This is a genomic window from Methylibium sp. T29, assembly GCF_000576205.1.
GTDB lineage: Bacteria > Pseudomonadota > Gammaproteobacteria > Burkholderiales > Burkholderiaceae_C > Methylibium > Methylibium petroleiphilum.
On the sequence record NZ_AZND01000013.1, the window covers coordinates 1 to 26578 of the forward strand.

General features: G+C 68.6%; 24 protein-coding genes and 3 pseudogenes. 24 read left to right on the forward strand and 3 right to left on the reverse strand.

What is annotated here, in order from left to right; all coding sequences use genetic code 11:
* The coding region (locus tag x551_RS03630; RefSeq protein WP_036247595.1) for an RNA-binding protein at positions 1–387 on the reverse strand (387 nt) is incomplete at its 3' end.
* Between the two features lie 261 nt (positions 388–648).
* On the opposite strand from x551_RS03630, the gene x551_RS03635 reads away from it, so the two are divergent.
* From x551_RS03635 to x551_RS03665, 7 genes are all read left to right on the forward strand, one after another.
* The gene (locus x551_RS03635) at positions 649–1287 is read left to right on the forward strand and encodes a MarC family protein (RefSeq protein WP_036230768.1); all 639 of its coding nucleotides are present in this window, start codon (positions 649–651) and stop codon (positions 1285–1287) included.
* Positions 1284–2930 (forward strand): GMC family oxidoreductase N-terminal domain-containing protein, encoded by a 1647-nt coding sequence (locus x551_RS03640; protein WP_036230766.1) that lies wholly within the window; start codon positions 1284–1286, stop codon positions 2928–2930. The genes x551_RS03635 and x551_RS03640 overlap by 4 nt, the downstream gene beginning before the upstream one ends.
* 305 nt (positions 2931–3235) lie before the next feature.
* A complete protein-coding gene (locus tag x551_RS03645; protein ID WP_036247597.1) occupies positions 3236–3997 on the forward strand; it encodes a TSUP family transporter in 762 nt (253 codons plus the stop codon).
* Positions 3998–4218: 221 nt separating this feature from the next.
* Positions 4219–5508 carry an alpha/beta hydrolase gene (locus tag x551_RS03650; RefSeq protein ID WP_253950290.1) on the forward strand — a complete coding sequence of 430 codons (1290 nt, stop codon included), beginning with the start codon at positions 4219–4221 and terminating at the stop codon, positions 5506–5508.
* Positions 5505–6293 (forward strand): ATP-binding cassette domain-containing protein, encoded by a 789-nt coding sequence (locus x551_RS03655; RefSeq protein WP_036230762.1) that lies wholly within the window; start codon positions 5505–5507, stop codon positions 6291–6293. The genes x551_RS03650 and x551_RS03655 overlap by 4 nt, the downstream gene beginning before the upstream one ends.
* Positions 6290–7483 (forward strand): ABC transporter permease subunit, encoded by a 1194-nt coding sequence (locus x551_RS03660; protein WP_051495602.1) that lies wholly within the window; start codon positions 6290–6292, stop codon positions 7481–7483. Before x551_RS03655 ends, x551_RS03660 begins: the two co-directional genes overlap by 4 nt.
* A gap of 46 nt (positions 7484–7529) precedes the next feature.
* Complete coding sequence (locus x551_RS03665; RefSeq protein ID WP_011831371.1) at positions 7530–7997, forward strand: GNAT family N-acetyltransferase; 468 nt, start codon at positions 7530–7532, stop codon at positions 7995–7997.
* A gap of 142 nt (positions 7998–8139) precedes the next feature.
* On the opposite strand, the gene x551_RS03670 is transcribed toward x551_RS03665, so the two are convergent.
* Positions 8140–8358, reverse strand: coding sequence for a hypothetical protein (locus x551_RS03670; protein ID WP_152543391.1), 219 nt, complete (start codon positions 8356–8358; stop codon positions 8140–8142).
* 288 nt (positions 8359–8646) lie between these two features.
* On the opposite strand from x551_RS03670, the gene x551_RS03675 reads away from it, so the two are divergent.
* The 8 genes from x551_RS03675 (at position 8647) to x551_RS03705 (ending at position 17554) form a co-directional block, all read left to right on the forward strand.
* On the forward strand, positions 8647–9360 hold the full coding sequence (locus x551_RS03675; RefSeq protein ID WP_011831369.1) for a LuxR family transcriptional regulator: 714 nt from the start codon (positions 8647–8649) through the stop codon (positions 9358–9360).
* 134 nt (positions 9361–9494) lie between these two features.
* Positions 9495–9662, forward strand: coding sequence for a hypothetical protein (locus x551_RS25740; protein WP_155935789.1), 168 nt, complete (start codon positions 9495–9497; stop codon positions 9660–9662).
* A 205-nt stretch (positions 9663–9867) separates the two neighbouring features.
* Positions 9868–11031 (forward strand): HlyD family efflux transporter periplasmic adaptor subunit, encoded by a 1164-nt coding sequence (locus tag x551_RS03680; RefSeq protein ID WP_152543392.1) that lies wholly within the window; start codon positions 9868–9870, stop codon positions 11029–11031.
* A gap of 13 nt (positions 11032–11044) precedes the next feature.
* Entirely contained in the window at positions 11045–13183 is a 2139-nt protein-coding gene (locus tag x551_RS03685) for a peptidase domain-containing ABC transporter (RefSeq protein WP_036230782.1), read from the forward strand.
* Between the two features lie 81 nt (positions 13184–13264).
* A complete protein-coding gene (otsB, locus tag x551_RS03690; protein ID WP_051495600.1) occupies positions 13265–14029 on the forward strand; it encodes a trehalose-phosphatase in 765 nt (254 codons plus the stop codon).
* A complete protein-coding gene (locus tag x551_RS03695; protein WP_152543393.1) occupies positions 14026–15822 on the forward strand; it encodes a glycoside hydrolase family 15 protein in 1797 nt (598 codons plus the stop codon). Before otsB ends, x551_RS03695 begins: the two co-directional genes overlap by 4 nt.
* Before the next feature lie 19 nt (positions 15823–15841).
* Positions 15842–17233 carry an alpha,alpha-trehalose-phosphate synthase (UDP-forming) gene (gene otsA, locus x551_RS03700; protein ID WP_011831363.1) on the forward strand — a complete coding sequence of 464 codons (1392 nt, stop codon included), beginning with the start codon at positions 15842–15844 and terminating at the stop codon, positions 17231–17233.
* A gap of 96 nt (positions 17234–17329) precedes the next feature.
* A complete protein-coding gene (locus x551_RS03705) occupies positions 17330–17554 on the forward strand; it encodes a DUF2061 domain-containing protein (protein ID WP_011831362.1) in 225 nt (74 codons plus the stop codon).
* A 13-nt stretch (positions 17555–17567) separates the two neighbouring features.
* Here x551_RS03705 and x551_RS03710 read toward each other — a convergent pair whose 3' ends face one another.
* The gene (locus x551_RS03710; protein ID WP_011831361.1) at positions 17568–17828 is read right to left on the reverse strand and encodes a hypothetical protein; all 261 of its coding nucleotides are present in this window, start codon (positions 17826–17828) and stop codon (positions 17568–17570) included.
* Between the two features lie 111 nt (positions 17829–17939).
* Here x551_RS03710 and mnmG point away from each other — a divergent pair.
* The 9 genes and pseudogenes from mnmG (at position 17940) to x551_RS03760 (ending at position 26552) form a co-directional block, all read left to right on the forward strand.
* Positions 17940–19941, forward strand: a pseudogene (mnmG, locus tag x551_RS03715) (tRNA uridine-5-carboxymethylaminomethyl(34) synthesis enzyme MnmG).
* Positions 19938–20599, forward strand: a pseudogene (gene rsmG, locus x551_RS03725) (16S rRNA (guanine(527)-N(7))-methyltransferase RsmG); the annotation flags it as partial. The pseudogenes mnmG and rsmG, both read left to right, overlap by 4 nt.
* 131 nt (positions 20600–20730) lie before the next feature.
* A complete protein-coding gene (locus x551_RS23270) occupies positions 20731–21195 on the forward strand; it encodes a lipocalin family protein (protein ID WP_161727953.1) in 465 nt (154 codons plus the stop codon).
* Between the two features lie 93 nt (positions 21196–21288).
* A pseudogene (locus x551_RS28085) lies at positions 21289–21423 on the forward strand (type II toxin-antitoxin system prevent-host-death family antitoxin); the annotation flags it as partial.
* 104 nt (positions 21424–21527) lie between these two features.
* Entirely contained in the window at positions 21528–21947 is a 420-nt protein-coding gene (locus x551_RS03740; protein WP_011831356.1) for a type II toxin-antitoxin system VapC family toxin, read from the forward strand.
* A gap of 3 nt (positions 21948–21950) precedes the next feature.
* Positions 21951–22724 carry a ParA family protein gene (locus x551_RS03745; protein WP_011831355.1) on the forward strand — a complete coding sequence of 258 codons (774 nt, stop codon included), beginning with the start codon at positions 21951–21953 and terminating at the stop codon, positions 22722–22724.
* Positions 22725–22733: 9 nt separating this feature from the next.
* On the forward strand, positions 22734–23279 hold the full coding sequence (locus tag x551_RS03750; protein ID WP_036230753.1) for an alpha/beta hydrolase: 546 nt from the start codon (positions 22734–22736) through the stop codon (positions 23277–23279).
* A gap of 55 nt (positions 23280–23334) precedes the next feature.
* A complete protein-coding gene (locus x551_RS03755) occupies positions 23335–24246 on the forward strand; it encodes a ParB/RepB/Spo0J family partition protein (protein ID WP_036230775.1) in 912 nt (303 codons plus the stop codon).
* Positions 24247–24629: 383 nt separating this feature from the next.
* Positions 24630–26552 (forward strand): PrkA family serine protein kinase, encoded by a 1923-nt coding sequence (locus tag x551_RS03760; protein WP_011831352.1) that lies wholly within the window; start codon positions 24630–24632, stop codon positions 26550–26552.
* The last annotated feature ends 26 nt before the right edge of the window (positions 26553–26578 follow it).

A 26578-nucleotide genomic window follows, 5' to 3' on the forward strand; every position in this document is an offset into this window, starting at 1 on the left:
GCCGCCGCCGCCGTAGCCGCCACCACCACCGCCATAACCACCACCGCCGCCGCTGCGGCCACCACCGCCGCCGCCGTAGCCACCACCGCCGCCGGCACCGCCGCCGCCATAGGGACCACGGAAGCCACCCGGCCGCTCTTCACGAGGGCGGGCTTCATTGACGACGATCGCGCGACCGGACAGGGACTGACCATTCATGCCTTCGATGGCCGCCTGGGCCTCGGCATCGGAGCCCATCTCGACGAAGCCGAAGCCCTTCGAGCGGCCGGTGTCCCGGTCCATCATGACCTTGGCCGAGGTGACGGCGCCGAATTCGCCGAACGCCTGTTGCAGATCGTCGTCGCGCACACTGTAGGCAAGGTTGCCCACGTACAGCTTGTTGCCCATGAGAGAGCGCCTTTCTTCCTCTGAAAACCGGTACAGCGGTACCGAACAATATGTGGAGCCTCAACCCGCCGGAACCGATCCAGAGAAGGCGCCGCATCCAAACACGAAAGCCCATTATGTGGGAAGAGGTGACTTTCGGTGTAGTGGGGCACCCGAGTGTTGTATCGGAGTCGAGCAAACATGCGGCCTGGCGGCCCTTCGGGCGGTGCCCGGACGCGCCCTCGGTCGACAAGCGAATGGCCGGGGACTGAGAATCCCGCGATGGATCTGAAACCCCTGATCGCACTCCTGGCCATCGTCAACCCGATCGGCGCCATTCCCTTCTTCATCACCTTCACCAGCGGTTTCAACCGGCAGCAGCGCCAGCGCACCATTCGGGTGAGCGCCTTCAGCGCCTTCCTCGTGATCTCGATCAGCGCGGTGGCAGGGCTGAAGATCATCGAGTTCTTCGGCATCAGCATCGCCTCCTTCCAGGTCGGCGGCGGCACGCTGCTGCTGATCAGCTCGCTGCAGATGCTCAACGCCCAGCCGGCCGACACCAGCAAGGAAGACATGAGCGAGGGCGCCCAGAAGGCCGACGCCGGGGCCAGCATCGCAGTCGTGCCGCTGACGATCCCGCTGCTGACCGGCCCGGCCACCATCTCGACGATGGTCATCTACGCCGAGCGCACGCGCCACTGGTGGCAGCTGGGCACGCTGGTGCTCTACGGGGTGGTGATCGGCGCGGCGGTCTACCTGGCCTTCATGGCGTCGGGCCGCATCGCGCGGGTGCTGGGCAAGACCGGCATCAACGTGATGACGCGGCTGATGGGCCTGATCCTGGCGGCGATGGCGGTGGAGATCATGGCCGAAGGGCTGGCCAAACTGTTCCCGGTGCTCGCATCGGCGATTCCGCGATGAACGACGACGTCACCCCCACCTTCGATCACGTGATCATCGGCGGCGGCACGGCCGGCTGCCTGCTGGCCAACCGCCTGAGCGCCGATCCGGCCAAGCGCGTGCTGCTGCTCGAGGCCGGTGGCCGCGACGACTACCACTGGATCCACATCCCGGTCGGATACCTGCACTGCATCGGCAACCCGCGCACCGACTGGCTCTACCAGACCGAGCCCGATCCGGGGCTGAACGGCCGCTCGCTGCGCTACCCGCGCGGCAAGGTGCTGGGCGGCTGCTCGAGCATCAACGGCATGATCTACATGCGCGGCCAGTCGCGCGACTACGACCACTGGGCGGCGGTGACCGGCGACGACGGCTGGCGCTGGGACGCCTGCCTGCCGGTCTTCAAGCAGCACGAGGACCACCACGGTGGCGCCGACGAGATGCATGGCGCTGGCGGCGAATGGCGGGTCGAGAAGCAGCGCCTGCGCTGGGACGTGCTGGAGGCGTTCGCGTTGGCCGCGCAGCAGGCCGGCATCCCGGCGAGCGCCGACTTCAACCGCGGCAACAACGAGGGTGTGGGCTACTTCGAGGTCAATCAGCGCGCCGGCTGGCGCTGGAACACGGCCAAGGCCTTCCTCCGACCGACCTGCTATGGCCGGCCCAACTTCGAGATGTGGACCGGCGTGCAGGTGACCCGGCTGCTGATCGAGCGCGGTGCCGATGGCGCACTGCGCTGCACCGGCTGCGATGTGCAGACGCCCCACGGTCCCGAGACCGTCCGGGCCAGTGCCGAGGTGCTGCTCAGCGCCGGTGCGGTGGGTTCGCCGCAGCTGCTGCAGCTGTCGGGCCTGGGACCGGCGGGGCTGCTGCAGCAGCACGGCATCGCGGTGGCGCAGGACCTGCCCGGCGTCGGCGAGAACCTGCAGGACCATCTCCAGATTCGCGCCGTCTTCAAGCTGCAGGGCGTGCCGACGCTCAACACGCTGTCGGCGTCGTGGTGGGGCAGGGCCCGCATCGGCCTGGAATACGCGTTCAAGCGCAGCGGACCGATGAGCATGGCGCCATCGCAGCTCGGTGCCTTCACCCGCTCGTCGCCGGACCACACGTGGCCCAACCTCGAGTACCACGTGCAACCGCTGAGCCTGGAGGCGTTCGGTGAGCCATTGCATCGCTTCGACGCCTTCACGGCGAGCGTCTGCAACCTCAATCCGACCAGCCGCGGCGCAATCCGCATCCGCAGCCCGCGCTTCGAGGACGCGCCGCTCATCGCGCCGCGCTACCTGTCCACCGAAGCCGACCGCCAGGTGGCGGCCGACAGCCTGCGGGTGACGCGGCGCATCGCGGCGCAGCCGGCGTTGGCCAAATACCGGCCCGAGGAGGTGAAGCCTGGCGTGCAGTTCCAGACCGACGCCGAGCTAGCGCGGCTGGCCGGCGACATCGGCACGACGATCTTCCACCCGGTGGGCACCTGCCGGATGGGGCGCGACGACGACCCGCAGGCTGTCGTCGATGCGCAGCTGCGGGTACGCGGCGTGGCCGGCCTGCGGGTGGTCGACGCCAGCGTGATGCCCACGATCACCAGCGGCAACACCAACAGCCCCACGCTGATGATTGCGGAGAAGGCGGCCCAGTGGATTCGGGCCGATCACGGCCACCGGCGTTGAAGGCGCGTCGCGGCGTGGCGGCCGCACCAACATGCTGCGGAAAACCCCGATGCGGTGCCTTGAGGGGCTCCCTATAGTGCGCTCACTCGCGGCGGGCCAGTCCCGTCAGGCGGGGGATCGAGGAGACAAGCGAAGACTGCGGCGGAGTGGACGACCGCCAGCATCCAGGAGACGACAGCGCGGGCCCACCCGCCACGCGCCAAGAGCGCCGGTACCCCCGGCGCTCTTTTTATTTGTGGCGCTCTTCTTCGTCGGGCCGCGCGTGGGTCCAGGCATCATGCGCAACGCCGTTGCCACCCCGCCGCATGCTCGATCTCGCCACCGTCACGCTTGCCTCGCTGTTCGCCGGATTCGTCGATGCCATCGTCGGCGGAGGCGGATTGATCCTGGTGCCGGCGCTCTTCAGCGTGTTTCCGGGCGCCGCCCCGGCGACGCTGTTCGGCACCAACAAGGGCGCGGCCGTGTGGGGGACCGCCTGGGCCACGGCGCAGTACGCGAGGCGCGTCACGCTGCCCTGGCAAGCGCTGCTCCCGGCGGCCGGCGCGGCGCTGGTCGGTAGCTTTGCGGGGGCCTGGGCGGTGATGCAGGTGTCGTCCGACGGGCTGCGGCGCGCCCTGCCTTTCATCCTGCTGGGGGTGTTGCTGTACACGCTGGTCCGCAAGGATCTGGGACGCACCCACGAGCCGCAGCACAGCGGTGTCCGCGAGACGGCCTGGGCCTGCGGTATCGGCGCCGTGGTGGGCTTCTACGACGGCTTCTTCGGTCCGGGCACGGGCAGCTTCTTCGTGTTCCTGTTCGTGCGCCTGCTGGGCTACGACTTCCTGCATGCCAGCGCGAGCGCCAAGCTGCTGAACACGGCGACCAATCTGTCGGCGCTGGCCGCGTTTGCCTGGAGCGGCCATGTGTGGTGGCACGTCGCGCTGGTGATGGCGGTGGCGAACGTGGCGGGCAGCCTGCTGGGCACGCGGCTCGCGTTGCGGCATGGTGCAGGCTTCGTGCGCGGCGTCTTCATCGTCGTCGTCTCGCTGCTCATCGCGAAGACGGGCTACGACGCCTTCCTCCGCTGAGGCATGCCGCGCCACCGGGCTCGCGCAGAATCGCGGCGCATGAGAGCAAGCCGTTTCCTCCGTCGCGCGGCCACGCTGTCGGCGCTGTGGCTGGCCGGCGCGGCCGCTGCGCAGGACGCGGCGCCGACGGCCTGTCGCGTCAAAGGCCTGAAGCACGAGGTGTTGTGCGGCCATGTGACGCGGGCCCTGGATCCGGCGCAGCGGGGGGCACGACGGTCACGGTGCACTACGTGGTCGTGCCGGCGGCGGCGCGTCACAAGCGAGCCGACCCGATCTTCTTCTTTGCCGGCGGCCCTGGACAGAGCGCCATCGCGCTGGCCGGTTCGGTGCTGCCGCTGTTCCAGCGCCTGAACAACCGGCGTGACCTGGTCTTCATCGATCAGCGCGGCACCGGGCGCTCGGCGCCCCTGGCCTGCGACGCCGAGGACGAGCTGCCGCTGGCGCAGCGCTTCGATGCCGAGCGTGGTCGCCAGCGTCTCGCCGCCTGCCTGGCTTCGCTGCGAAAGCTGCCGCACGGCGATCTGCGCCAGTACACGACGAGCATCGCGATGGCCGATGCCGATGCGGTGCGGGCCGCACTGGGTGCGTCGCAGATCAACCTGGTGGGCGGCTCCTACGGCACGCGGGCGGCGCTGGACTATCTGCGGCAGTTCCCGTCGCATGTGCGCCGTATCGTGCTCGACGGCGTCGCGCCGCCCGACATGGTGCTGCCCGCCAGCATGGGCCAGGATGTGGAAGCCGCGCTGGCGCGGCTTTTCACCGACTGCGAGCAGGAGCCAAGCTGCCAGGCGCGCCACCCGCGGCTGCGGGCGCACTGGCAGGGCCTGCTGAGCGCCGCGCCTCGGCCAGCGAGCGTGGTCGATCCGCTGGATGGCCGGCCGGCCACGGTGAGGATCGATGTCGACCTGCTGGCCAACGCGGTGCGCGGGCCGCTGTACGCGCCGGGCCTGGCCGCGGCCCTGCCCTTCGCGATCGACGAGGCGGCCGCCGGGCGCTACGGGGCCCTGGTCGGATTGGCCGGGGTGCTGGGCGGCGGGCCGCGGACGACGCGGCTGTTCGAGGGCCTGCATTTCTCGGTGGTGTGCGCAGAGGATGCGCCGGACGCCGCCGCTCCGCCGCCGTCCGGGCTGGGTGCCGTGTACCTGCGTCCCTATGCGGCGCTGTGCCGCGACTGGCCGCGCGGCAGTGTGCCGCCGGCTTTCCGCGACCTGCCGACCAGCCAGGTTCCGGTGCTGGCCTTCAGCGGCACGCTCGACCCGGTGACGCCGCCGCGCCATGGCGAGCGGGTGGTGAAGGCGCTCGGGCCGCGGGCACGTCATGTGGTGGTACCGAATGCCGGTCACGGCGTGATGGCGATCGGCTGCACGCGCGAGCTGCTGTACCGCTTCATCGACGCGGACGACGAGGCCCAGGCCCTGGCGGTCGACGCCGGGTGCCTGGCGCACCTGCCGCGCCCGCCGGCGTTCGAGCCGCCGCGGCCCGGACCGTCGCTGGCGGGAGCGGTGCGATGATCCGCGTCGAAGCCCTGCACAAGCGCTTCGACCCGCCGGCAAGCCGCTGGCGCGCGCGCAAGCCGCCCGCGCCGGTGGTGGCGGTGGATCGGGTGGACTTCACCGCGGTCGATGGCCGCATCACCGGGCTGCTGGGCCCCAACGGGGCTGGCAAGACCACGACGCTGCGCATGGTGGCCGGTCTGGTCGTGCCCGACGCGGGCGCGATAGAGGTCGATGGCATCGACGTGCTGCAGGCGCCGCGGCAGGCCTTGCGCCGCATGGGGGTGCTGAGCGACGCGCGTGGTCTGTATCCGCGCCTGAGCGCGCGCGAGAACATCGTCTACTACGCGGCACTGCATGGGCTGGAGCGCGATGCCGCGCATGCGCGCGTCGACGTGCTGGCGCAGACGCTCGACATGAAGCCGCTGCTCGAGCGGCGCACCGAAGGCTTCAGCCAAGGGGAGCGCATGAAGACGGCACTGGCGCGCGCGCTGGTGCACGATCCGGCCAACATCATCCTCGACGAGCCGACCAACGGCCTCGACGTGCTGGCCACCCGCGCACTTCGCGAGGCGCTGCGACACCTGTGCAGTCCCGCCGGCGGCGGCAAGTGCATCGTGCTGTCGAGCCACATCATGCAGGAGGTGGAGCGGCTGTGCGACGAGGTGGTGGTCGTCGCGCATGGCCGCACCGTGGCGGTGGGCACGGTGGCGCAACTCTGCGAAAGCGCCGGCGAGCGTGACTTCGAGGAGGTCTTCGTAAAGCTGGCCTTCGCGCAGGAGCTGCAGGAGGTCCGCGCATGACGCGTCGTCATCTCGGGCCCGCGGTCCGGTCCGGTGCCGCAGCGGTGTTTTGCAAGGAGCTGGTCGATGCCCTGCGAGACCGGCGCACGCTGGCGACCGTGCTGCTCAGCGCCGTGCTGATGGGCCCGCTGGTGCTGCTGCTGCTGTCGAGCCTGGTCGCCACGCTGGAGTCGCAAGCCGAGCGGCGTGTGGTGATGGTGCAGGGCATCGAGCACGCACCGACGTTGCGCAACTTCATCGAACGCCAGACCTTCCGTATCGAGACGGCACCAGCCGATTACGAGGGGCACCTGCGCGACGCGCGGCTCGGCGATCCGGTGCTGGTGGTCGGCGAGGATTTCGAACGCCGCCTGGCCGCCGGCGAGGCGCCCGAGGTGCTGCTGGTCAGCGACAGCAGCAACCGCCAGGCCGCGGCCGGCGTGGGCCGGCTGGCCCGCCTCCTCGATGCCTTCAGCCGCGAGCGCGGCACGCTGTTGCTGGCCCTGCGCGGGGTGCCAGGGTCCCTGTTGCAGGCCATCGATGTGGAAGAGCGCGACTTGGCCAGCACGCGCAGCCGCGCCGCCCAGTTCACCGGCCTGCTGCCGTTCTTCGTGATCATGGCCGTGCTGTACGGCGCGTTGAATGCGGCGCTCGATACCACCGCGGGCGAACGCGAGCGCGGCTCGCTCGAGCCGCTGTTGACGAACCCGGCCGCGCCGCTGGCGCTGGTGATCGGGAAGTGGGGGGCCGTGGCCGCCGTGAGCATGCTGATCGCACTGCTCAGCGTATTGAGCTTCCTGCCCGCCCAGTGGCTGATCCGCAGCGAGACGCTGCGTTCACTGTTCCTGTTCGGCCCGCGCGAGGCGCTCGGCTTCCTGCTCGTGCTGCTACCGCTGGCGGCGTCGCTGTCGGCCGCGATGATGGCCGTGGCAATCCGCTGCAGGAGCTTCAAGGAAGCGCAGGCCAACAGCACGGGGGTCATCCTCGCGGTGTCGCTGCTGCCGCTGCTGACCCTGTTCAATCAGGGCGGCGAGAAGCCCTGGTTCGTGTGGCTGCCGGCCCTGGCACAGCACACGCTGATGAACCGCGTGCTGCGCGGTGACAGCCTGTCGGCGACGGACCTGTTGGCGCCGCTGGCTGTGGCCCTGCTGCTGACGGCCTTGTGCCTGGGCTACATCGCGCGCCGGCTGCGCGCGGCGGCGGTGCGCTGAGCCGGCCCGACGACGCGCCAGCGCGCCTGGGGCATCATCGGCGGCGATGGACCATCCGCTTCCCGAAATCTCCTGGCGCTGTGCGCGCCTGCATGAACTGTCGCCGCTCGAATTGCAGCGCATCCACATCGCTCGCCAGCAGGTGTTCGCCGTCGAGCAGGACTGCGTGTTCCAGGATGCCGACGAAGTCGACGAGCACTCGGCCCACCTCGCGGCCTGGCGCGCGGACGGCGTGCTGCTTGCCTATGCGCGCCTCGTCGACCCCGGCGTGAAGTACGCCGAGCCGTCGCTCGGCCGGGTGCTGACCACGGCGGTTGCGCGCGGCACCGGCGTGGGCCGCGCGCTGGTACGGCGCGCGGTCGACCACCTCACCGGGGCATTTCCGGGACAGGGCCTGCGCATCTCGGCGCAGCTGCGGCTCGAACGCTTCTACGCGGAAGCGGGCTTCCTCAGCATTGGCGAGCCCTACCTCGAGGACGACATGCCGCACATCGAGATGCTGCGCCGCGGCTGAGTCGCCTCCACGGCGCGCCCCCGGGCCCGCGGGCCTCAGGTCAACCAGCCGCCCGCTCCGGCCGACAGCGATTTTGAAGTGATGCCGGCGAACGGCATGGCAGGCCGCGGCAGCGTGTGCTGTGTCTGCTCGAGGGCGCGGCTCACTTCGGCCTGCCAGGCAGGCGATGCACCAGGCCGTTGAGATGCGGTGCCACCTCGTGCGCGGTGAGCACCTCGCCCTCGCTGCCGAGCAGTCGCAGGTTGGTGATCATCATCATCGGGTCGGCGATCGCGATGATGCCTTCGGACACCTCGATCCAGTCCCAGGAAATGCCGGCGGCACTGTCGCCCGCGCGACCTCCCCAGACGGTCTGGCCCATGCTGGGCCAATCCTTGTTCAGTCGAGTCGACACATGCGTGCCAAGGTGCACAAAGTGCAGCGGCGCATCGCGGCCGGGCTGCCACAATGCAGAGGGCCACGCGTTGACGGTCCATGCAGGAATCATGATATGAACGGGCTTGCACCCGGCAACTGCTACAGAGGTCGGAAGTGTGGAGACCAGGGCGGTCGTTGGCAGCTGTAAACCTTTTCAGGGACGCTCGCTGGAAACGAAGGAACATCGATTCCGTCACGAGTCGTTCATGACAGAACCGGGATAGACAACAGGATGCTGCTGGGCAGCTTTCAATCGGTGCTCGAGGCGCGCAACCGCGATGAGTTTCGCGGGGAGGTCGTGCGTTTCGCGAAGCGGCTCGGGTTCGAGACGGTGTCGGCCATCACGGTGGTCGACCACCCGGTGGGCGATACCGAATTCGTCGCCATCGACAATGCGCCCGACGCCTACAAGGACGCCATCGAGGATCCCAAGGCCGGTCAGCTCGACCCGGTGATGCAGCATTGCAAGCGGCAGAGTGTGCCGATCATCTGGGACCAGAGCACCTATGTGTCTGCCGGTCAAGGCAGCATGTGGGAGGCGCAGGCGCGGTTCGGCTTTCGCACCGGGATCTGCCTGGCGTTGCACATGCCCGAAGGCCGGCACTTTGTGATCGGGGTGGATCGCGACCAGGCCTTGCCGAAGGACCGCGGCGAAGTGACGCGCCTCGTCGCCGACCTGCAGCTGTTCGCGGTGCATGCCCAGGACACGGCGATGCGGGTGCTGGTGCCGGAGCGCCTGCAGCTCGAGCGGCCGAAACTCACGCCCCGCGAACTGGACAGCCTGCGCTGGACGATGGACGGCAAGACCGCCTGGGAGGTCGGCTCCATCATGGGCATCTCGGAGCGGACGGCGGTGCTGCACATCAACAATGCGATGCACAAACTGGCCTGCACGAACAAGCACCAGGCCGTGCTCAAGGCCTTGCGGTTGGGATTGCTCCGCTAGGTGCCGCTGCGTTCTGCCGCTAGGGTTTGCCCTTGACCCTGTAAGAGTTTTCAGTATCCCTTGTTCGTGGGGGCTGCTTCAATCTGACCAATTCACCGCCGCGGCGGTGCCTACCGGTCCAGCCAGGAGCAGCCATGCAGATCGTCCGCCAGTTCACCGAGCGCTTTTCCCGTGTCAAGGCCACCAAGCGTGTCCAGCAGAAGTCGGCAGAACCGCAGACCGCGCCGCAGCCGCTCGATGCCGGCCAGCTGCGCCAAATCAGCGGGGGTGCGCGCGTGCCCGCGCCGAAAAACACCTGGTGATGAGGGTGGCTTGCGACGCCCAGCGGCTGTCGCAAGCTTGAGGGGTTGTCACCATACGCTCGTTGTGACGGCGGGCTAGATCGTGGTGTCGCCCCTTTTCAGGTCCGAAGCAGTCGATGCCCGCCAGCATGCTTGGCTGGGAGGCATCCAGCTCATACGGCCTCTGTCGCTTTCCCTGCTGACTGTCTGTGCGGTGGGTGTCGCCGTGGCAGTGGTCACTTACCTCTACGTTGGTGAGTACACCCGCAAAGCGCGCGTCGCGGGCGTGCTGGTGCCCGACCAGGGCGTGATCCGCCTGCTGCCGCCGGAAGCGGCGACGGTGCTGGAGCGCCACGCCCAGGAGGGGCAGACGGTGCGTCGCGGCGACGCGCTGTTCGTTTTGTCGGTCGATCGCTCGACCGCCAGCGGCGATGCCCAGGCCTCGGTGCAGCGCAGCCTGGCGGTCAAGGAGCGCAGCCTTCAGGGTGCGGTGCAGCAGCAGGCGGCCCTGCTCGAAGCGCAGCGGATCGCGCTGGAGCGCCAGATCGCCGACCGGCGTGGCGAGCTCGCCCAACTCCAGGTCGAGACGCAATTGCACCGCCAGCGCCTGGTGCTGGCCGAGCAGGCGATGGCCCGGCTCGAGTCGCTGCGGGCCGACAACTTCATTTCGTCGGCCCAAGTGCAGGCCAAGTCGGAGGAGGTACTGGCGGTGCAGGCGCAACTGCAGGGCCTGGAGAGGCAGCGCGCGACCCAGTTGCGGGAGATCGGGGCGCTGGAAGTGCAGCGGCGTGAGCTGCCATTGCGCGCCCAGGTGGCGACCGGCGAGCTGGAACGCGACCTCGCCACCGTGGCCCAGGAGGCCGCGGAGACCGAGGCGCGGCAGCGCATCGTCGTGCGAGCACCTTCGGACGGCGTTCTGGGTGCGGTGCTGGCCGATCCGGGGCAATCCGTGTCCCCCGCCGCCGCGTTGGCAAGCCTGGTGCCGTCGGATGCGCGGCTACAGGCCCATCTGTATGCGCCGTCCAGCGCGCTCGGCTTCGTGCGGCCGGACCAGACCGTCCTGCTGCGCTACCAAGCCTATCCGTACCAGAAGTTCGGCCATCAGACGGGCCACGTGCTGCAGGTGTCGCGCACGCCGCTGCAGTCGGCCGAGCTCGCCGGCGTGCCGCTGGCCGGCGTGGCGAACTATTCCACTGTCAGCGGCGAGCCGCTGTACCGCATCACGGTGGCGCTCGATCGGCAGAGCGTGCCGGCCTACGGGCAGCAGCAGGCCCTGTCGGCCGGCATGCAGCTGGAGGCGGACGTCGAGCTCGACCGGCGCCGCCTGATCGAATGGCTGTTCGAACCGCTGCTCGGCCTGACCGGCCGTGTGGCGGCGGGCCGCACCTGACCGTCCGGCAACGATGGCGAACGCCTTGCGCATGGGCTTCGGCGCGCCGCGCCTGCCGATGATCCTGCAGACCGAGGCGGCGGAGTGCGGCCTGGCCTGCCTCGCCATGGTGGCTTCGCACCACGGCCATCGCAGCGACCTCCCGAGCTTGAGGCAGCGCTTCTCGCTGTCCTTGAAGGGCGTGACGCTGGCCGACCTGGTGGCGATGGCGGGGCAACTCCAGCTCAATGCACGGCCGCTGCGCGCGGAGCTCGCGCATCTTTCGCAGCTGCAGTTGCCCTGCATCCTGCACTGGGACCTGAACCACTTCGTGGTGCTGGCGAAGGTGCAGCGAGGCGTTGCCGTCATCCACGATCCGGCGCACGGGGTGCGGCGGCTGCCGCTGGCCGAGGTCTCGCGCCACTTCACCGGCGTGGTGCTGGAGCTGATGCCCGGCACAGGCTTCGAGCCCCGCACCGAACGCCAGCACGTCAGCCTGCGGCAGCTGCTCGGCCCGGTGCGGGGCCTGAAGCGCTCGCTGGCGCAGGTGTTCGCGCTCGCGCTCGCGCTCGAGGTCTTCATGCTGCTGGCGCCGTTCTTCCTGCAGTGGGTGGTCGACGGCGCGCTGCTCAGCGCCGACCGCGACCTGCTGCTCACGCTGGTGATCGGCTTCGGCTTGCTCGTGGTGATTCAGGTGGCCACCGGTGCCTTGCGGTCCTGGGCGGTGCTCTACCTGTCGAGCACGCTCAACCTGCAATGGCTGGGCAATGTGTTCGCACACCTGATGCGCCTGCCGGTCGAGTGGTTCGAGAAGCGCCATGCCGGTGACGTGATGTCGCGTTTCGGCGCGGTGCAGAAGATCCAGCAGACGCTGACCACCAGCTTCATCGAGGCCATGCTCGACGGGCTGCTGGTGGTTGCCACGCTGGTGATGATGTGGGTCTACAGCGCCACATTGACGGCCATCGCGATCGGCGCGGTGGCGCTCTACGCGCTGCTGCGCTGGGCCTTCTTCACGCCGCTGCGCGACGCGACCGAAGAGGCGATCGTGCACGATGCGAAGCGCTCGACGCATTTTCTCGAATCGCTGCGCGGCGTGCAGGCGATCAAGCTGTTCAATCGCCAGGACGAGCGCCGCGCTCGCTTCATGAACCTGGTGGTCGACGCGATGAACGCCGACATCGCGATCAAGAAGCTCGAGCTCGCCTTCGCCGTGCTCAACAAGCTGGTGTTCGGCGTCGAGCGCATCGCCGTCATCGGCATCGGCGCGCTGCTGGTGATGGATCAGCAGTTCACCGTGGGCATGCTGTTCGCGTTCCTGGCCTTCAAGGAGCAGTTCGCGCAGCGCGTCAGCGGTCTGATCGACAAGGCGATCGAGCTGAAGATGCTGCGGCTGCAAGGCGAGCGCCTGGCCGACATCGTGCTGGCGGCGCCCGAGGCGCAGGGCGAGGGCCTGCACGCGGCGCGCGACCTCGCACCGCGCATCGAGCTGCGCGACGTGAGCTTCCGCTACGCGGATACCGAGCCCGACGTGCTGAAGGGCTGCAGCCTGCACATCGAGCCCGGCGAGGCGGTGGCGATCGTCGGACCGTCGGGCTGCGGCAAGACCACGCTGCTCAAGCTGATGCTCGGCATCCACGCGCCCGCCGCCGGCGAGATCCGCATCGGAGGCCTGCCGCTGTCGCAGCTGGGGCTCGGCCGCTGGCGCGCCATGATCGGCACCGTGATGCAGGACGACCAGCTGTTCGCCGGGTCAATTGCCGACAACATCTCGTTCTTCGACGTGGATGCCGATGCCGCCTGGGTCGAGCAGTGCGCCCGGCTGGCCTGCGTGAACGACGAGATCGACGCGCTGCCGATGGGTTACCACACGCTGATCGGCGACATGGGCGCCAGCCTGTCCGGTGGTCAGCGCCAGCGCATCCTGCTGGCCCGTGCGCTGTACAAGCAACCTCGCATCCTGTTTCTCGACGAGGCGACGAGCGCACTCGATGTCGAGCGGGAGCGGCAGGTCAACCAGGCCATCCGCGGGCTCGACATCACGCGCGTGATCGTCGCCCACCGGCCCGAGACCATCGCGGCGGCGGCCCGCGTGATCGTGCTCCAGCAGGGGCGCGTCGCGCAGGACCTGCGCAGCGTGCCGAACACGCAGCAGTCCGAGCCGGGCAACTGACCGAAAGCCGCAGCGGCCCGCTGCGGCTCTGCCGCCGATGCGGTCGTGCCGGGCCGCGACTTTGCTAGGGTACGCTTTGTCATGGAAGATGCCCTGCGCCCTCCGGCGCTCGATCCGCGCGCCGCCCTGTTCCTCGATTTCGACGGAACCCTGGTACCGATCGCCCCGCGGCCCGACGGCATCGAGGTCGGTGCCTGGCTGGTGCCGACCTTGCAGCAGCTGCACGCGCTGCTCGGCGGGGCACTGGCCCTCGTCAGCGGACGCCCGCTCAGCGAACTCGATGCCTGGCTTGCGCCGCTGCGACTGCCGGCGGCAGGCGTGCACGGCGTCGAGCGTCGCGATGGCGACGGGCCGACGCGCCGGCTCGCCGGCGGCCTGCCGGACACCCTGATTCACCGCGTCGAACGTCTGGTGGCACGCACGCCCGACCTGCGGCTCGAGCGCAAGCCGGGCGCACTGGCCCTGCACTATCGCGACGCGCCGCATCTGGGCGACATGTGCGCCCGCATGATGCTGGCCGCCGCACGCCCGCACGCCGAGCTGACCGTGCTGCTCGGCAAGTGCGTGGTCGAGGTCAAGCCGCGCGGCGCGACCAAGGCCAACGCGGTGAGCGAGTTCCTGGCGCATCCGGCGTTCGCCGGGCGGCAGCCCGTGTTCGTCGGCGACGATGCGACCGACGAGGACGGCTTCGCCGCCGTGCAGGCGGTCGGCGGCATCGGCATCAAGGTGGGTGACGGGCCGAGCGGTGCCCAGTTCCGTCTGGGTGGCCCCGAGGCGGTGCGGTTGTGGCTGCAGGCGGCGCTGCCCCAGCCGGCATATCCCGTCGCGCTGGAGGTCGCCCGGTGAGCGCAGCGGCTTCGCTCGAGCTGGGTCTGGTCGGCAACTGCGCGATCAGCGCGCTGATCGACCGCGAGGCCCGCATCGTCTGGTGCTGCCTGCCGCGCTTCGACGGCGACCCGACCTTCCACGCGCTGATCGACACGCCCGACGCGTGGCCGGCCGACGGCAGCTGGTGCATCGAGATCGAGAACTTCGTGCGCAGCGAGCAGGCCTACGACGAAGGCACCGCCATCTTGCGCACGCGGCTGTTCAGTGCCGACGGCGATGTGATCGAGATCACCGATTTCGCACCGCGCTTCCTCAGCCGCGACCGCACCTTCCGGCCCGCGATGCTGGTGCGGCGGGTGCATCCGCTGCAGGGCCATCCGCGCGTGCGCGTCAGCCTGCGGCCTCGTGCCGACTGGGGGCGCGTCGCGCCGGAGGTCGCGCGCGGCAGCCATCACTTGCGGTACGCCGGCCCGACCGGGACGCTGCGTCTCACCACCGATGCGCCCATCACCTATGTGCAGGACGAGACCTGGTTCTCGCTGGCGGCGCCGCTGAACCTGCTGCTCGGCCCCGACGAGACGCTGGAGCGTGGCGCGGCCGAGGTGGCGCGCGATTTCGAGGAACTCACCTCGCTCTACTGGCGCACCTGGACCCGCCGGCTGGCCCTGCCGCTGGAATGGCAGGCGGCCGTCATCCGCGCCGCGATCACGCTCAAGCTGTGCCTGTTCGACGAGACCGGCGCGATCGTCGCGGCGATGACCACCAGTCTGCCCGAGGCGCCGGGCAGCGGCCGCAACTGGGATTACCGGTACTGCTGGCTGCGTGACGCCTTTTTCGTGGTGCGGGCGCTCAACAGCCTGTCCGAACTGGAGACGATGGAGGACTACCTGCGCTGGCTGCACAACGTGGTGCGCGACGCGCGCGGGGGCTTCATCCAGCCGCTGTACGGCCTGGGCCTCGAGAAGGATCTGCCCGAGGAAGAACTCCCGCATCTGCGCGGCTACCGCGGCATGGGTCCGGTGCGGCGCGGCAACCAGGCGCACACGCACGCGCAGCACGACGTGTACGGCAACGTGCTGCTCGGGGCGTCGCAGTCCTTCCATGATCTGCGGCTGTTCCGCCGCGCTGACGCCGACGACTTCGTGCGGCTCGAGGCGGTGGGCGAGCAGGCCTGGCTGGTGCACGACCAGCCCGATGCGGGAATGTGGGAGCTGCGCACGCGCGCGCGGGTGCACACCTCGTCGGCGCTGATGTGCTGGGCGGCCTGCGATCGGCTGGCGAAGATCGCCACCCGTCTGGGCCTGCCCGAGCGGGACGCCCACTGGCGCGGCCGGGCCGCGGCGATCCGTGAGCGCGTGCTGCGCGAAGCCTGGAGCGACAAGCGCCAGGCCTTCGCCGAGAGCCTGGGTGGCGAGGATCTCGATGCCAGCGTGCTGCTGATGGCCGAAGTGGGCTTCATCGACCCGATGGACCCGCGCTTCGTCGCGACGGTCGACGCGCTGGAGGTCCATCTGTGCGATGGCCCCTACATGCGTCGCTACGAGGCGGCCGACGACTTCGGCAAACCTGAGACGGCCTTCAACATCTGCGCCTTCTGGCGCATCGACGCGTTGGTGCGCATCGGCCGGCGCGAGCAGGCCCGTCAGATCTTCGAATCCATGCTCGCGTCGCGCAATGCACTGGGCCTGCTTTCGGAAGACACCGACCCGCGCACCGGCGAGCTGTGGGGCAACTTCCCGCAGACCTATTCGATGGTCGGCATCATCAATGCCGCAATGCGTCTGTCGGCGCCCTGGGACACGGTGATCTGATGCGAGCAGGGCTCACGCGATGACGTCTCGGTTGGTGGTGGTGTCCAACCGGATCGGTGACCCGCGCAAGGCGGCCGCCGGCGGGCTGGCCGTCGCATTGGGCGATGCGCTCTCCGAGAGCGGTGGCCTGTGGTTCGGCTGGAGCGGCAAGGTGGTGGCCGGCGGCGCTCGCGGCGAGGGCGATCTGCACCTGCAGCCGTCGGGGAAGGTCACGCTCGCGACGCTCGACCTCGGCAGCGACGACCACGCGGCCTATTACGCCGGCTACTCGAACCGGGTGCTGTGGCCCGTGTTTCACTACCGGCTCGATCTGGCGCAGTTCGACGACGGGTATTTCGAAGGCTATCAGCGCGTCAACCGGCTGTTCGCCCGCAAGCTGAGCACGCTGCTGAAGCCGGACGACATCATCTGGGTGCACGACTACCATCTGATCCCGCTGGCGGCCGAGTTGCGCGCTCTCGGCTGCCGTCAGCGCATCGGCTTCTTCCTGCACATCCCGATGCCGCCGCCGCTGGTGATGGCGGCAATCCCGGCGCACGACATGCTGATGCGCTCGCTGTTCGCCTATGACCTGATCGGGCTGCAGAGCGAGGCCGACGTGGCCCACTTCGCCCGCTATGTCGAGATGGAGGCTGGGGCCGAGCGCCTGGGCCGTGACCAGTACCGCGCCTTCGGCCAACAGGTTTGTGCGCGGGCCTTCCCGATCGGCATCGACGTCGACGAGTTCCAGGCCCTGGCGCAGACGCCGGAGTCGATCGAGACGCGCGAGACACTGCGCAGCCAGTACCCGCTGCGTCAGCTGTTGATCGGGGTCGACCGGCTCGATTACTCCAAGGGCCTGCCGCAGCGCCTGCGCGCTTTCCATCGGCTGCTGGCCGACTACCCCGAGAATCGCAACAGCGCGACCTTGATCCAGGTGGCCACACCGACGCGCGAGGGCGTGGAGAGCTACGAGGACATCCGCCGCGAGCTCGAGGGTCTGTCGGGGCAGATCAACGGCGAGTACGGCGAACTCGACTGGATGCCGGTGCGCTACATCCACCGCACGCTGGCGCGGCGACGGCTGCCGGGGCTGTACCGCGCCGGGCGCGTGGCCCTGGTCACGCCGCTGCGCGACGGCATGAACCTAGTGGCCAAGGAGTTCGTCGCGGCGCAGGACGCCGCCGACCCCGGCGTGCTGGTGCTGTCCCGCTTTGCCGGTGCGGCCGAGCAGATGCGCGCGGCCCTGCTGGTCAATCCATACGACATCGGCGCCACCGCGGGTGCGGTGCAGCGCGCGCTGCGGATGCCGCTGTCCGAGCGGGTGGAGCGGCATCAGGCCTTGCTCGCAGGTGTTCGCGAGCACGACGTGCACCGTTGGCGACGCGAATTCCTGCAGGCCTTGCAGGCCGCCGAACGTGCGCCTGGGTGAGCCTGGCTATCCCGGCGATCGAGCCGCACGATTGGTGAATCACGGCGATCGGTGTATTTTTCGCTATCAGGATTTATTTTCGATAGCGATAACACCATGGCCAAGACTGCAAGCTTCGGCGTGATGCACCTGGGCATCGCCTTCGGCGTGAGCTATGCCTTGACGGGCAATGTGGCCATCGCTGGGGCCATCACCTTTGTCGAACCGCTGGTGAACACGGTGGCGCATTACTTCTTCGACAAGGCCTGGGATTCGCCGCGTTGGAAAGCTTGGCGGGCCCGGCTCCGCGGGCAAGCGGCGGCGCCTGCGACGGCGGCCTGAGCGGCGATCCGCTTCAGCTGGTGGTGGCGGTGGCTGTTTCCAGCCACGCCAGCCAGCGCAGCGCGTGCTCGCGGCGCGCGCCGCACATCTCGGCCGACGGCTGCAGCGAGCCACACACCGCTGGCCGCTCGGGCCGTCCGAACAGCCGGCAGCGCAGGTCAACATCCAGCTGCGCGCAGGCGACGCCGGCCGGCTTGCCCTGCGGGTGGCCGGGCAGGGGCGTCGAGATCGACGGCGCGATGCAGCAGGCGGCACAGGCGGGTCGGCAATCCATCGGCGGATTGTCGTCGGCCCGGCGCCCCGAGGCGTCCCCACGCGGTGACGGACGGGATCGGGCTGCTTAAAATTGTGGCTTTTCCGGCCGGCTCCGGCCCCGAAAGCCCCGATGCTCTATCCCCAGGAATTCGACGTGATCGTCGTCGGTGGCGGCCATGCTGGCACCGAGGCGGCGCTCGCCGCGGCGCGGATGGGCTGTGCAACGCTGCTGCTCACGCACAACATCGAGACGTTGGGGCAGATGAGCTGCAACCCGTCGATCGGTGGCATCGGCAAGGGACATCTCGTCAAGGAAATCGACGCGCTTGGTGGTGCGATGGCCCTGGCGACCGACGAGGCGGGCATCCAGTTCCGCATCCTGAATGGTTCCAAGGGTCCGGCGGTGCGTGCCACGCGGGCGCAGGCCGATCGTGTGCTCTACAAGGCGGCCATCCGCCGCCGGCTCGAGAACCAGCCGCGGCTGTGGCTGTTCCAGCAGGCGGTCGATGACCTGATCGTCGAGGGCGACCGCGTGACAGGTGCCGTGACGCAAGTAGGCGTTCGCTTTCGTAGCAAGGCTGTGGTACTGACGGCGGGCACCTTTCTCGACGGTCGTATTCACGTCGGTTTGCAGAACTATGCGGCCGGGCGTGCCGGCGATCCGCCGGCGCAGAGCCTGTCGGCCCGGCTCAAGGAATTGCAGCTGCCGCAGGGTCGGCTGAAGACCGGCACGCCGCCGCGCATCGATGGTCGCACGATCGACTTCGAGCGGTTGCTGGAACAGCCGGGCGATGCCGATCCGGTCCCGGTGTTCAGCTACATGGGCGATGCGGCGATGCACCCGCGGCAGCTGCCATGCTGGATCACCCACACCAGCGAACGCACCCACGAGATCATCCGCAGCGGCTTCGACCGCAGCCCGATGTTCACCGGCGTGATCGAAGGGGTGGGGCCGCGCTACTGCCCCAGCATCGAGGACAAGGTGAACCGCTTCGCCGACAAGACCTCGCACCAGATCTTCCTGGAGCCCGAAGGGTTGAGCACGCACGAGTTCTACCCGAACGGCATCTCCACCTCGCTGCCCTTCGATATCCAGCTCGCGGCGCTGCGCTCGATGTCCGGGCTGGAACAGGCGCACATCCTGCGGCCCGGCTATGCGATCGAGTACGACTACTTCGATCCACGCGGGCTGAAGTCGAGCTTCGAGACCAAGGCGATCGGCGGCCTGTTCTTCGCCGGCCAGATCAACGGCACAACCGGCTACGAGGAGGCGGCGGCGCAGGGGCTGTTCGCCGGCGTCAACGCGGCGCGGCAGGTGCAGGAGCTCGACGCCTGGCTGCCCCGGCGCGACCAGGCCTATCTGGGCGTGCTGGTCGACGATCTCATCACGAAAGGCGTGACCGAGCCCTATCGCATGTTCACCAGCCGCGCGGAGTTCCGCTTGCAACTGCGGGAAGACAACGCCGACCTGCGGCTGACCGACGCCGGGCGCGAGATGGGCCTGGTCGACGACGAACGCTGGGCGGCGTTCAACCGCAAGCGAGATGCTGTTTCACGTGAAACCGAGCGCCTGAAGTCCACCTGGGTGAATGCCGCGCTGCTGCCAGCGGCCGACGCCGAGCGTCTGGTCGGCAAAGCGCTGGAGCACGAGTACGCACTGGTCGACCTGCTGCGCCGACCGGGGGTCGACTTCGACGCGGTGGCCGAGGTCGCGCAGATCGCCCACGCAAGGCGGAGTGAGGGGCGGCAGGCCGACGATCCGGCCGCCGCAGCCTGGTCGCGGGCGGCGTTGCGCAACGAGTGGGGCCGGCTCTGGCCGACGCGTGATCCAGCAACTGGAGATCGCGACCAAGTACGCCGGCTACATCGACAAGCAGAACGAACAGGTCGAGCGCGCGGCGCAGTATGAAGACGTCAAGCTGCCGGAGTCGCTCGATTACCGACAGGTCGCGGCGCTGAGCCACGAGGTCCGCCAGAAGCTCCAGGCGCTGCGCCCTGAAACGCTGGGGCAAGCCGCACGCGTCTCGGGCGTGACGCCGGCGGCGATCTCCCTGCTGCTGATCCACTTGAAGAAGGGCCGCCATCGCGGCTTCGGCGCCGATGCTGCCGAGCCGGGCAGCGCGGCCGCATGACGGTGGCCCCTTTCGACGCAAAGGCGCTGGCGCAAGGACTGGAGCAGGGCGCGCAGGCGCTGGGACTCGCGCTGACAGCGATGCAGCAACAGCAACTGCTGCAGCACCTGGCGCTGATCGACCGCTGGAACCGGGTCTACAACCTCACCGCGGTGCGCGAGCCGGCGCAGATGCTGACCCAGCACCTGCTCGACAGCTTGGCGGTCGTCGCGCCGCTGCGACGGCAAACACGAGCGACGGCGATCGCGTTGCTCGATGTCGGCAGCGGGGCAGGACTGCCCGGTGTGACGATTGCGGTCGCTTGCCCGGAAATCCATGTCAGCTGTGTAGACACGGTCTCGAAGAAGGCCAGCTTCATCCGGCAGGTGGGGGTGGAGCTTGGGCTGACGCATTTCCAGGCGCTGCATGCCCGGGTGGAATCCTTGGCGTCGAGCAATTTCGACGTGATCACCTCCCGCGCCTTCGCCTCGCTGGCCGACTTTGTCACGCTCACCGAGGCGGCGCTTGCGCCCGACGGTGTGTGGATGGCGATGAAGGGTCAGGTCCCGCACGAGGAAATGGCAGTCTTGCCGTCGTCGATCGAGGTGTTTCACGTGGAACCCTTGCAGGTGCCTGGCTGGATGCCGAGCGCTGCATCGTCTGGATGCATCGAAAGGCTGAAGTGCAAGTTCATCGCCGTCTCTGGCCGCTGATTCTTGGCTTGGCCTTGAGCAGCACGCACGCGGGCGACGCTTCGCCGCCATGGCTCCCGACCGTCCAGGCACTGCCGAGCCTGGAGGTGTCTGCTACATGGGCACCTGGTACCAGGTCGCCTGGTACCCGAATCGTTTCCAGCGTCAGTGCGTCAGTGATACCCGCGCCACCTACCGACTGCTCGAACAGGGCGAGGTTGAAGTGACCAACCAGTGCCGGAATGCCGAGGGGCGTACCGAATCGATCCGCGGGGTGGCGCAGCCGGTGGGCCGCATCGCCGAGGGGCTGCTGATGCCGGCACAGCTGCGGGTGAGCTTCCTGCCGGCGCTGATCCGGTGGCTGCCGGTCGGCTGGGGCGACTACTGGGTGCTGGCCCTGGGTCCGGGGAGTCGGTACGCGCTGGTCAGCGAACCGACCCGCGAGTATCTCTGGGTGCTGTCTCGGACGCCCAATCTCTCCGACGGCGATGACCGCGCTGTGCGAGCGAGCCTGGCTGAGCAGGGTTTCGATCTGACGCGGCTCGAGCGACACACCCACACTGCCCCAACCGCGCCGCCTTGAAGCGTGCGGACCTGGCCCGTCGGTGCGCACTTGACGCTTCTGGTGTGCGTCTGGAAAATAAGACCAGTCTAAAAACTGGTTGAAACTCTCACCATGCGATCCACCAGCGTCGGAGCGTTCGAGGCGAAGACTCACTTATCGGCCTTGCTCGAGCGCGTCGAGCGCGGCGAAGAGATCGTGATCACGCGGCACGGTCGACCCGTGGCGCGGCTGCTGCCGATCGCCCGATCGGCCGCCGATGCGCAAGCAGCGGCGGAACGTCTGCTGCAGATCGGCGGTGACTTGGCGCTGGGGCGCGACTGGCGGGCCCTGCACGGCGAGGAGCCGCATTGATGGCGGCGGTCGTGCTCGATGCCTCGGCCGCGCTGGCGTGGTTGTCCGCCGATGCGCAGACGCCGGCGTCCCGTGAACTCGCGCTCGAGGTGGCCCGCCACGGCGCCGTGGTGCCGGAGATCTGGCACGCCGAAGTCACGCAGATCCTGCTGCTCGCCGAGCGGCGTGGCCGCACCACGAAGGGGCGTGTCGCCGAGATCGTGGCGTTGCTCGACGAGCTGCCGATAGAGACCGAAGCCGGCGTGCCGCAGCGCATGCGGCACGAAGTGCTGGATCTGGCCCGCGACCGCGGCCTCAGCACCTGCGACGCGCTCTACCTCGACCTCGCCCAGCGCCGCGGCCTGCCGCTTGCGACGCTGGACCCTGCCCTCGGCCGCGCAGCCCGCGCGGTGGGCGTTCCTGTCGCCCTCGGCGGCTGAGTCATGGCCAAGATCTTCTGCATCGCGAACCAAAAGGGCGGCGTCGGCAAGACGACCACCACCGTCAACCTGGCCGCTGGCCTCGCGCTGATCGGCCAGCGCACGCTGGTCGTCGACCTCGACCCCCAGGGCAACGCCACCATGGGCTCGGGCATCGACAAGCGCACGCTGGAGCTCTCGGTCTACGATGTGCTGCTCGAATCCGCCTCGATCGCCGAGGCGCGCCGCCGCTCCGAGAAGGGCGGCTACGACGTCCTCGGCGCCAACCGCGAGCTGGCGGGCGCCGAAGTCGAGCTGGTGGCCCTCGAACGCCGCGACCAGCGGCTCAAGACCGCGCTGGCCGCCGTCGACGGTGAGTACGACTTCGTGTTGATCGATTGCCCGCCTTCGTTGAGCCTGCTGACGCTCAACGGCCTGTGCTCGGCGCACGGCGTGGTGGTGCCGATGCAGTGCGAGTATTTCGCGCTCGAAGGCCTGTCCGACCTGGTGAACACCATCAAGCAGGTGCACGCCAACCTCAACCCCTCGCTGCAGATCATCGGTCTGCTGCGCGTGATGTTCGATCCGCGCATCACGCTGCAGCAGCAGGTGAGCGAGCAGCTCAAGGCGCACTTCGGCGACAAGGTGTTCGACACCGTGATCCCGCGCAACGTGCGCCTGGCCGAAGCGCCGAGCTACGGCGTGCCGGGCGTCGTGTTCGACGGGCAGTCGAAGGGCGCCCAGGCCTTTGTGCAGTTCGCCAACGAGATGGTGAAGCGCCTCGCCAGTCTGCGCTGAGGGTCGAGCATGCCCGACACCTCCTCCTCCGTGCTGGTGCTGCCTGGTTGGCAGAACTCCGATGCCGACCACTGGCAGACGCGCTGGGAGCGGCGCCACGGCTACCGCCGCGTCGAACAGGACGACTGGCAGTGGCCGCGCCGAGGCGATTGGATGGCCCGCCTCGAGGAGGTGCTGCTGGCGGCCCCGCAGCCGTGCTGGCTCGTCGCCCACAGCCTGGGTTGCCAGCTGGTCGCCGCCTGGGCTGCACACACGCAGCAGGCTGACCGCGTGCGCGGCGCGCTGCTCGTCGGCCCCCCCGACACCGAGCGCGAAGACATGCCGCCGCAGCTCCATTCCTGGCGACCGGTGCCGCGCCGGCGCCTGCCGTTTGCAGCCACGGTGGTGATCAGCACCGATGATCCGTACTGCGCCCCGCAGCGCGCCGGCACGATGGCGCAGGACTGGGGCGCGACCCTGGTCGTGGCCGGAGCGGTCGGCCACCTCAACAGCGAATCCGGCCTGGGCGACTGGGATGCGGGTCATCAACTGCTGATCGCGCTGCGCACGGGCTGAGCCCCACGCCGCACGCGATGCGCCGACGGTGGCCGGCTCGGTGAGAATGATCGACATGGTCACCAAGAAACCCAAGGGCCTCGGCCTCGGCCTCGAAGCGCTGCTCGGGCCCAAGGCACAGGACGCACCAGCGCAGCCGGCCGGCGACGGCCTGCCCACGACACTGAAGCTGAGCCAGCTGCAGGCAGGCAAGTACCAGCCGCGCACGCGCATGGACGAAGGTTCGCTCTACGAGCTGGCCGAAAGCATCCGCAGCCAGGGCGTGATGCAGCCGATCCTCGTCCGCCCGGTCGGCGAAGCCGCGCTCGGCCGCTACGAGATCATCGCCGGCGAACGCCGCAGCCGGGCTGCCAAGCTGGCCGGTCTGAGCGAGGTGCCGGTGCTCGTGAAGGACGTGTCCGACGAGTCGGCCGCGGTCATGGCGCTGATCGAGAACATGCAGCGCGAGGACCTGAATCCGCTCGAGGAGGCGCAGGGCCTGCGGCGTCTGACCGACGAATTCGGTCTGACGCACGAGCAGGCCGCGCAGGCGGTCGGCCGTTCACGCAGCGCCGCGAGCAACCTGCTGCGGCTGCTCAACCTGGCCGAGCCGGTGCAGCAGATGCTGATGGCCGGCGACCTCGACATGGGGCATGCACGGGCCTTGCTGGTGCTCGAGCGGGCCCAGCAGGTGACCGCGGCTCACGAGATTGCCGCGAAGAAGCTGACGGTGCGCGAAGCCGAGAAGCTGGTGGCTCGCGCGACGGCCGGTGGTCGCCAGACACAGCTGTTGCGCGGCCAGCAGGCCAAGTCGCGTGACATCGTGCGTCTGGAGGAAGAGTTGGCCGACGTTCTGACGGCGGCGGTCGAGATCCGCGTCAAGAAGCGCAGCAAGCGCGGCGAGCAGGGCGAGGTGGCCATCGCCTTCGGCTCGCTCGACGAGTTGTCGGGACTGCTCGACAAGCTGCGCGGTCCGGCCGCTGGCTGAGGGCGGCCGCTGGCGCGTGTTCGCAGGCGTCTTGCGCGTGCGCCGCGCACGGTGAACCGTTGCCCGCACTCGGGCGTTGAACGGGCATGCGCCGTCACGTTCATCGGGGAACCACTTCCCCGCGGCAGGCTCCCACGCCATGACTGGCGGATTGCGGCGGAAAGGGGCATGCTATTTGCACAGTCGGTGGCAGGGCTCGATTCCTGCAATTGACCCGGAAAGTGCCTCGTATTGTTGTCGTCGCACCAGACAAGGATGCATGATCGTCGAGACCGCTTGATCGATAACCGCAGGCAGCGCTGCACAGTGGCCAGCCGAGATCTCTCCGGTGACAGGCCGACCACGTGGCGACGCCGCCTCCCGAATCTGGAACGGAGGACGTGATGGATGTGATCAGCAGCTTTGCAGCGCGCTACGAGCGCAGCCGCGAGGAAGAGTTCACGCTCGAGGAGTACCTCGACATCTGCCGGCGTGAGCCGGTGGCCTATGCCACGGCGGCCGAGCGCATGCTCAAGGCCATCGGCGAACCCGAACTCGTGGACACCCGCAACGATCCGCGCATGTCGCGCCTGTTCGCGAACAAGGTGATCAAGCGCTATCCGGCCTTCGCCGAGTTCTACGGCATGGAAGATTCGATCGAACAGGTCGTCTCCTACTTCCGCCACGCGGCGCAGGGGCTCGAGGAGAAGAAGCAGATCCTCTATCTGCTGGGACCGGTGGGCGGCGGCAAGAGTTCGATCGCCGAACGGCTGAAGCACCTGATGCAGGAAGTGCCGTTCTACGCCATCAAGGGCTCGCCGGTGAACGAATCGCCGCTCGGCCTGTTCGACATGGCCGAGGACGGCCCCATCCTGGAGAAGGAATACGGCATCCCGCGGCGCTATTTGAACCGCATCCTGTCGCCCTGGGCCGTGAAACGGCTCGACGAGTACGGCGGCGACATCCGACAGTTCAGAGTCGTGAAGCGCTATCCGTCGATCCTGAAGCAAGTCGGCGTGGCCAAGACCGAGCCGGGCGACGAGAACAACCAGGACATCAGCTCGCTGGTCGGCAAGGTCGACATCCGCAAGCTCGAGACCTATGCACAGGACGATCCCGACGCCTACAGCTACTCCGGCGGCCTGTGCCTGGCCAACCAGGGTCTGCTCGAGTTCGTCGAGATGTTCAAGGCGCCGATCAAGGTGCTGCACCCGCTGCTGACGGCGACCCAGGAAGGCAACTACAAGGGGACCGAGGGTTTCGGCGCGATCCCCTTCGACGGCATCATCCTCGCGCACAGCAACGAGAGCGAGTGGAAGACCTTCCGCAACAACAAGAACAACGAAGCCTTCCTCGACCGCATCTACATCGTCAAGGTGCCGTACTGCCTGCGCATCACTGAAGAGATCAAGATCTACGACAAGCTGATTCGAGGCTCCTCGCTCAGCGAGGCGAAGTGCGCGCCCGGCACGTTGAAGATGATGGCGCAGTTCGCGGTGCTGTCGCGCCTGAAGGAGCCGGAGAACTCCTCGCTCTTCAGCAAGGCGCTGGTCTATGACGGTGAGAGCCTCAAGGACACCGATCCCAAGGCCAAGAGCTACCAGGAGTACCGCGACTACGCCGGCGTCGATGAGGGCATGAGCGGCATCTCGACGCGCTTTGCCTTCAAGATCCTGTCCAAGGTGTTCAACTTCGACTCGTCGGAAGTCGCAGCGAACCCGGTGCATCTGATGTACGTGCTGGAGCAGCAGATCGAGCGCGAGCAGTTCCCCACCGAGACCGAGCAGAAGTACCTCGGCTTCATCAAGGAGTTCCTGGCGGCGCGCTACGCCGAGTTCATCGGCAAGGAGATCCAGACCGCCTACCTCGAGAGCTACTCCGAGTACGGCCAGAACATCTTCGACCGCTACGTGACCTACGCCGACTACTGGATCCAGGACCAGGAGTACCGTGACACGGACACCGGCGAGGTGTTCGACCGGGGCTCGTTGAACGCCGAGCTCGAGAAGATCGAGAAGCCGGCGGGCATCGCCAACCCGAAGGACTTCCGCAACGAGATCGTCAACTTCGTGCTGCGCGCCCGTGCCAACAATGCCGGCAACAACCCGTTGTGGACGAGCTACGAGAAGCTGCGCACGGTGATCGAGAAGAAGATGTTCTCGAACACCGAGGAACTGCTGCCGGTGATCAGCTTCAACGCGAAGGCCAGTGCCGACGAGGCGAAGAAGCACGAGGACTTCGTGAACCGCATGGTGCAGAAGGGCTACACGCCCAAGCAGGTGCGCCTGCTGTGCGAGTGGTACCTGCGTGTGAGAAAGAGTTCATGATGAGAGCTGGGAAACGCGAGCGGCGT

Excerpts from the sequence above, each read along its gene's own strand:
- x551_RS03655 (WP_036230762.1), top strand. The coding sequence starts at position 5,505 with ATGATCCGCGTCGAAGCCCTGCACAAGCGCTTCGACCCGCCGGCAAGC.
- otsA (WP_011831363.1), top strand. The coding sequence starts at position 15,842 with ATGACGTCTCGGTTGGTGGTGGTGTCCAACCGGATCGGTGACCCGCGC.
- otsB (WP_051495600.1), top strand. The coding sequence starts at position 13,265 with ATGGAAGATGCCCTGCGCCCTCCGGCGCTCGATCCGCGCGCCGCCCTG.
- x551_RS25740 (WP_155935789.1), top strand. The coding sequence starts at position 9,495 with ATGCAGATCGTCCGCCAGTTCACCGAGCGCTTTTCCCGTGTCAAGGCC.
- x551_RS03665 (WP_011831371.1), top strand. The coding sequence starts at position 7,530 with ATGGACCATCCGCTTCCCGAAATCTCCTGGCGCTGTGCGCGCCTGCAT.
- x551_RS03640 (WP_036230766.1), top strand. The coding sequence starts at position 1,284 with ATGAACGACGACGTCACCCCCACCTTCGATCACGTGATCATCGGCGGC.
- x551_RS03750 (WP_036230753.1), top strand. The coding sequence starts at position 22,734 with ATGCCCGACACCTCCTCCTCCGTGCTGGTGCTGCCTGGTTGGCAGAAC.
- x551_RS03710 (WP_011831361.1), bottom strand. The coding sequence starts at position 17,828 with ATGGATTGCCGACCCGCCTGTGCCGCCTGCTGCATCGCGCCGTCGATC.
- x551_RS23270 (WP_161727953.1), top strand. The coding sequence starts at position 20,731 with ATGGGCACCTGGTACCAGGTCGCCTGGTACCCGAATCGTTTCCAGCGT.
- x551_RS03740 (WP_011831356.1), top strand. The coding sequence starts at position 21,528 with ATGGCGGCGGTCGTGCTCGATGCCTCGGCCGCGCTGGCGTGGTTGTCC.
- x551_RS03755 (WP_036230775.1), top strand. The coding sequence starts at position 23,335 with ATGGTCACCAAGAAACCCAAGGGCCTCGGCCTCGGCCTCGAAGCGCTG.
- x551_RS03645 (WP_036247597.1), top strand. The coding sequence starts at position 3,236 with ATGCTCGATCTCGCCACCGTCACGCTTGCCTCGCTGTTCGCCGGATTC.
- x551_RS03660 (WP_051495602.1), top strand. The coding sequence starts at position 6,290 with ATGACGCGTCGTCATCTCGGGCCCGCGGTCCGGTCCGGTGCCGCAGCG.
- x551_RS03670 (WP_152543391.1), bottom strand. The coding sequence starts at position 8,358 with ATGGGCCAGACCGTCTGGGGAGGTCGCGCGGGCGACAGTGCCGCCGGC.
- x551_RS03685 (WP_036230782.1), top strand. The coding sequence starts at position 11,045 with ATGGCGAACGCCTTGCGCATGGGCTTCGGCGCGCCGCGCCTGCCGATG.
- x551_RS03745 (WP_011831355.1), top strand. The coding sequence starts at position 21,951 with ATGGCCAAGATCTTCTGCATCGCGAACCAAAAGGGCGGCGTCGGCAAG.
- x551_RS03705 (WP_011831362.1), top strand. The coding sequence starts at position 17,330 with ATGGCCAAGACTGCAAGCTTCGGCGTGATGCACCTGGGCATCGCCTTC.
- x551_RS03635 (WP_036230768.1), top strand. The coding sequence starts at position 649 with ATGGATCTGAAACCCCTGATCGCACTCCTGGCCATCGTCAACCCGATC.
- x551_RS03675 (WP_011831369.1), top strand. The coding sequence starts at position 8,647 with ATGCTGCTGGGCAGCTTTCAATCGGTGCTCGAGGCGCGCAACCGCGAT.
- x551_RS03760 (WP_011831352.1), top strand. The coding sequence starts at position 24,630 with ATGGATGTGATCAGCAGCTTTGCAGCGCGCTACGAGCGCAGCCGCGAG.